5 protein-coding genes are annotated in these 5,775 nt (G+C 69.9%); 4 read left to right on the top strand and 1 reads right to left on the bottom strand.

All coding sequences use genetic code 11. The features are described 5' to 3' along the window. Positions 1-323: 323 nt before the first annotated feature. The 3 genes from ACWDKQ_RS34790 (at position 324) to ACWDKQ_RS34800 (ending at position 2,998) form a co-directional block, all read left to right on the top strand. Entirely contained in the window at positions 324-1,967 is a 1,644-nt protein-coding gene (locus tag ACWDKQ_RS34790) for an ABC-F family ATP-binding cassette domain-containing protein (RefSeq protein ID WP_450143014.1), read from the top strand. A gap of 150 nt (positions 1,968-2,117) precedes the next feature. Next, positions 2,118-2,750, top strand: coding sequence for a maleylpyruvate isomerase N-terminal domain-containing protein (locus ACWDKQ_RS34795; protein WP_450143015.1), 633 nt, complete (start codon positions 2,118-2,120; stop codon positions 2,748-2,750). A gap of 41 nt (positions 2,751-2,791) precedes the next feature. Next, complete coding sequence (locus tag ACWDKQ_RS34800; protein ID WP_450143016.1) at positions 2,792-2,998, top strand: hypothetical protein; 207 nt, start codon at positions 2,792-2,794, stop codon at positions 2,996-2,998. A 254-nt stretch (positions 2,999-3,252) separates the two neighbouring features. Here the strand turns inward: ACWDKQ_RS34800 and yczE are convergent, their stop codons facing one another. Continuing rightward, positions 3,253-3,879 carry a membrane protein YczE gene (yczE, locus tag ACWDKQ_RS34805; protein WP_450143017.1) on the bottom strand — a complete coding sequence of 209 codons (627 nt, stop codon included), beginning with the start codon at positions 3,877-3,879 and terminating at the stop codon, positions 3,253-3,255. A gap of 62 nt (positions 3,880-3,941) precedes the next feature. Here yczE and yczR point away from each other — a divergent pair, with 62 nt between their 5' ends. Beyond that, positions 3,942-5,387 carry a MocR-like transcription factor YczR gene (gene yczR, locus ACWDKQ_RS34810; protein WP_450143018.1) on the top strand — a complete coding sequence of 482 codons (1,446 nt, stop codon included), beginning with the start codon at positions 3,942-3,944 and terminating at the stop codon, positions 5,385-5,387. Positions 5,388-5,775 lie beyond the last annotated feature (388 nt).

Genomic DNA, 5,775 nt, shown 5'->3' on the forward strand with positions numbered 1-5,775 from the left:
CAAGCACGATCACGATGGCACCACAAACGCACCAGACTCGCCCGCGACACCAAGATCACCCAGGTCAGCTAGCGAATGGCTGCTGCCGTACTAGGCCGGGCCGTACGACCAGGCCCGAGCACAGCAGCGGGGCGAGAGGACGAAGACGTGGATCTCCCGGTCTCCGGCGCATCCGGCGCAGGTGTCGAAGAAAGCGGGAGGTCGGCGGTTCGACCCCACTTGGCCACCGCGAAGACCAGTCGATTCGGCTCTTAGGAGGATCGGTAGGCGCCGGTTTGCTTTCCGCGAGGGCTTCCGGGGCTGTTGTTATTCTCGGCGGTCTGATGTCTGCGACTCTCGTTGCCTCTGATCTCGCCGCCGGGCACGGCGACCATTCCCTGTTCACCGGGCTCGACCTTGTCGTCGCGCCCGGCGATGTGATCGGGCTCGTCGGTGCCAACGGCGCCGGAAAGTCCACGCTGCTGAAACTGCTGGCCGGGCTCGACGTGCCGGAGCGCGGCGAGCTGCGCCTTTCCCCCGCCACTGCGATCGTCGGTTACCTGCCGCAGGAGCCAGATCGCAGGCCCGGGGAGACTGTGAGCCAGTTCCTCGCCCGCCGCACCGGCGTCGCCGCGGCGCAGCGCGCGATGGACGAGGCCACGCAGGCCCTCACCGAGGGCGCGCCAGGGGCCGACGACGCGTACGCCGCGAGCCTGGATCGCTGGCTAAGCCTGGGCGGCGCCGACCTGGAGGAACGCGCCGAAGGCGTCGTGGATTCGCTTGGTCTGTTCGTCGAGCTCGACCAGGCCATGACCTCGCTTTCTGGCGGTCAGGCCGCCCGCGCGGGCCTCGCCTCGCTCCTGCTGTCCCGCTACGACGTGTTCCTGCTGGACGAGCCGACCAACGATCTCGACCTTGAGGGCCTCGAACTCCTGGAAAGGTTCGTGCGCGGGCTGCGCGCGGGCACCGTCGTCGTCAGCCACGACCGCGAGTTCCTCGCCCGCACGGTCAACAAGGTCCTCGAACTCGACCTGGCCCAGCAGCAGATCAACCTCTACGGCGGCGGCTACGCCGCCTACCTGGAGGAGCGCGCGGTCGCGCGCAGGCATGCGAGGGAGGCGTACGAGGGGTACGCCGACAAGAAGTCCGCGCTGGAGGCGCGTGCGCACATGCAGCGCGCTTGGATGGACAAGGGCGTCAAAAACGCCCGCCGCAAGGGCACCGACAACGACAAGCTCGGCCGCAAGGCCCGTTCGGAGACGACCGAGAAGCAGGCCTCCAAAGCACGGCAGACCGAGCGCCTCATCGAGCGGCTCGAGGTCGTCGAGGAGCCGCGCAAGGAGTGGGAGCTGCGCATGGAGATCGCGGCGGCACCCCGCTCCGGGGCGATCGTCGCCACGCTGCGCGAAGCGGAGGTGCGGCGCGGCGATTTCACCTTCGGACCGGTGACGCTGCAGGTCGACTGGGCCGACCGGGTGGCGATCACCGGCGCCAACGGTTCGGGCAAGTCGACGCTGCTCGCAGCGCTGTTGGGGCGCGTTCCGCTGGACGTGGGGTCCGCGGCGCTCGGCTCCGGCGTCGTCGTCGGCGAGGTCGACCAGGCCCGCGCGCTCTTCCACGGCTCGGAGTCGCTGCTCGACGCGTTCTGCGCGGCCGTGCCCGACACCGAGACCGCCGAGATCCGCACGCTGCTCGCCAAGTTCGGCCTCGTGTCCGACCACGTGCTGCGCCCGGCCGCCACGCTGTCGCCTGGCGAGCGCACCCGGGCCGCACTTGCCCTGCTCCAGGGACGCGGGGTCAACCTCTTGGTGCTGGACGAGCCGACGAACCACCTCGACCTGCCCGCCATCGAACAGCTGGAGTCGGCCCTCGATTCCTATGCGGGCACGCTCCTGCTGGTGACCCACGACCGCCGCATGCTCGACGCGGTGCGAACCAACCGCCGCCTGGAGATGTCGGGTGGCAAGCTCGCCGAGACCTCGCTGTGAGCGTTCCCGCGCCCGTCGGCGGCCTGTGACGTTGGAGCACTGGTACGGAAACGTTCGCCGCCACCGGGCTGGAGACGGCGTTCGACCGACCTGATGCTGTCGTGCCTCGACGGTAGCTTGATCGACGGCAGCGACATCGGAAGGGCGGGCATGAGTGCAATCCGAGAGGCTTACCTGCAGGCGGCAGTCTCGACCGCGGAACTGGTGCGCGATCCGGCGGTCGCGGCGGCGTGGGACCGGCCCAGTGCGCTGGCGGAGTTCAGCGTTCGCGGGCTGACCGGGCACCTGGCCTTCCAAGTCCTCGGCGTTCCACCAGTGTTGGCCGCTGCCGCGCCGGAGGCAGCGCAGTCGACCCTTTCCGACTACTACGCCAAGAGCGCGTGGATCGGTGCCGACGTCGACGCGGAGGTCAACGTCCGGCTCCGCGAGTTCAGCGAGGACATCGCGGCCAAGGGCGCGCCGGCGCTGGTCGAGGAGATCGACTCGGCCCTGCAGGAGCTCCGTGCCGCGTTGCCCGCGGAGCCGGCGGATCGAGAGGTGGCCTTCTCCGGGCGGACGCTGCTCGTCGATGACTTCCTGATCACCCGGATGATGGAGATGGCGGTGCACTCCGACGACCTGGCGACGAGCGTGGGCATCGCCACACCGGAGCTGCCGTCGGAGGTTTACGACCCGGTGCTCGCGCTGCTTTCGCAGCTGGCCGTGCGTCGGCACGGGCAGACGGCCGTGCTGCGGGCACTGAGCCGCGCCGAACGCGCACCCGGCATGATCGCCGCGATCTGACCGCGAGCCGGTCGCGTTCGCGACCGTGGAAGGATCGAGGTATGTCGGACAACGACGAGCCCGATTTCGCTGGTGGCCCCAACGCGCTGTGCTTCACCTGCGGCGGACTCCGCAAGCTCAGCGAGCCGCGGATGTACGTCGTGCAGGCCACCGAAGACATGCGGACCGGAATGACCATGGCCGAGTGGCGGACCTGCCCGCATTGCCAGGGCAAGGGCCACCTGCCCGGCCTGCACCCGCCGGCTTGACCCCGGCCGGTCGTCTGGCGAGGACAGTCCCGGTCATGCGCAAGTTTCCCGGAGCCCGGATGGCGGCTGAGGTTCCGCCACCTGCACCGCTGCGCAAGATGAGGCGGCAACCAAGTAGGGACGCCCCCGCGCTCAACCGGCCTGGGGGTTACCGGGAGTGCGGGGGCGTCAAGGTCCACCCCTGGGGGTCAGGTGGACGGCGTCAATGCTACTTCGTGGTATCCCGGATGTCTCTAGGGGCAGAGATCTTTTTTCTACCGAACTGCCGCGAATCGCAGGAAGAACTGGGCCAGCGGCCCGATGGCGAGCGCGTAGAGCACGGTGCCGACGCCCACCGTGCCGCCCAGCAGCCACCCGGCAGCGAGGATGCTGAGCTCGATCAAGGTGCGGATCAAGCGCACCGACCAGCCGGTCCGGGCGTGCAGGCCGGTCATCAGTCCGTCTCTCGGACCCGGACCGAGCCGCGCGCCGACGTAGACTGCCGTCGCGAAGCCGTTGAGCACGATGGCGCCGATCATCAGCGAGATCTGCCCCGGTAGCGCGTCGATCGGTGGGGTGAGGCCCAGCGTGATGTCCACCGCGATAGCGATGACGACAACGTTGGCGACCGTGCCGATGCCGGGCCGCTGTCGCAGCGGCAGCCAAGCGAGCAGGACCGCGACGCCGGTCAGCGCGGTGACCGCCCCGAAGCTCCACCCGAGGCGTTGCGCCAGGCCCTGGTGCAGCACGTCCCACGGGTCCAGTCCGAGTTGTGCCCGCACCATGAACCCCATGCTGGCGCCGTAGAGCACCAGGCCGCCGATGAGCTGCCCGAGCCGGAGCAGCGGGCGGGTCCGGATGGAAAGCGGTGAGAGGTCCACAGGGGTCGGGATCGAGGCCATGAGGACTTTGTAGAACAGGATTGGCCTTAAAGTCGATGGCCAATCGAACTACAATTGGCCTTATGGTCTTCGCCCGGTCCGCGCATATCCACGGCCGCAAGCTCGTCGAGCTGCTCGGTTCCTGGGACCCATCAGCACGCCCGTCCTCCCAGGCGTTGGCCGCGGCGCTGCGGCAGCTGGCGTTGGATGGCCGATTGCCGCCGGGGACCCAACTTCCGGCCGAACGCGAGCTCGCCGATGCCCTCGGGGTCAGCCGGACCCTGATCGCGCGGACGCTCGACCGGCTCCGGGAAGACGGTTTCGTGGCCACCCGGCGTGGCGCCGGGTCGTGGGTGAAGCTGCCGGACCAGGAGCGCGCAAACGAGTCCCACGGCGGCTGGTTCCCGACTGCGGGCACCGAGGTGCTGAACCTCGCGCAGGCCACGCCGGGCGCGCCGCCGGAACTGTGCGCTGCGGTGGATCGGGCGCGCTTGCGGTTCGCGGAGCAGCTGTCCGGTCACGGCTACCAGCCGCAAGGCCTGCCGGTGCTGCGCGAGCGGATCGCCGAGCGCTACGCGAAGCGGGGGCTACCGACCGGCCCGGAGCAGATCCTCGTCACCAACGGAGCGCAGCACGGCTTCGCGCTCCTGCTGCGGATGCTGGTGTCGCCGGGCGAACGGGTGCTCGTCGAGCACCCGACTTACCCGAACGCGCTGGAGGCGATCCGCGGCCTCAACGCGACCCCCGTCGCGGTGCCGATGGTCGAGGACGGCTGGGACGTGGAGCTGCTCGCCGCGAACCTGCGGCAGACATCACCGCGGCTGGCGTACCTGATCCCGGATTTCCACAACCCGACCGGCGTCCGGCTGCATGCGGACGGCCGGGCCCAGCTCGCCAGGGCGCTGGCCCGCACCTGCACGACAGCGGTCATCGACGAGACGCTCGCCGAGATCGACCTCAGCGGTGCCGAAGCCCCGCTACCGATGGCCGCGTTCACCGACCGGGCGATCCTCGTAGGGTCGGCCAGCAAGTCTTTCTGGGGTGGCCTCCGGCTCGGCTGGGTCCGCGCGTCCGAGGATTTCGTGCAGCGCATGGTGATCGGCCGCGCCGCGGTGGACCTCGGCAGCCCGATCCTCGAACAGCTGGCGCTGGCGGAGCTGCTGCAGGACGCCGCCCAGGTGCTGGAGCGCCGGCGCGTCGAATCGATCGAGCGCCGCGACTGCCTCATCGCGGCATTGCGCGAGCACCTGCCGCACTGGCGCTTCCGCGTCCCTGACGGCGGCCTGGCCCTGTGGTGCGACATCGGAGCACCGGTCAGCAGCCGGCTTTCGGTGGCTGCGGAGCAGCACGGCGTGCGGGTGGCACCGGGGGCGCGCTTCTCGGTGTACGGGTCTCTGGAGCGCTGGATGCGAGTGCCGTACACGTTGCTGGGCGACCAGCTGGAAGAGGCGATCCGCCGCCTCGCCGCGGCGACGGCATCGGTGCCCGAAGGCCCCGGCAGCACCATCCTGACGGCGCCGATCGCCTGAGAACAGGGGTGCGCAAGGTGGCTCGTGTGGCGGTGCGGGGGGCGCAACCTCAGACGCCGTTTGGACTCCGCAATCCCCGACTCATGCGTGTCCAATACGTGGCGCTGGGGACTGGCCTCGCCAAGACCCCAAGGGGGTGGGCACAGGCTGAGAACCTGCGGCGGTGCAAGTTGTGAGGGGCGGGAAGCGCCTTCGACGCTTGTCTGACGCCCACCTCACCACAGCGCACAGCGGCTTCCAATTTGCGCGACCTCTAAAACGGCGGGCCGCCCGTCGGCACGGCCCCTCGTCGTGCGAAGGACACCGCGAGCGTGGCCTCGGCCATCCCGAAGGCGCACACCATACAGTTCGAGCGGAGTCCGAACCGGGCGCCCTCCTCGGTGAACGA

This window comes from Saccharopolyspora sp. NPDC000995 (assembly GCF_053599315.1).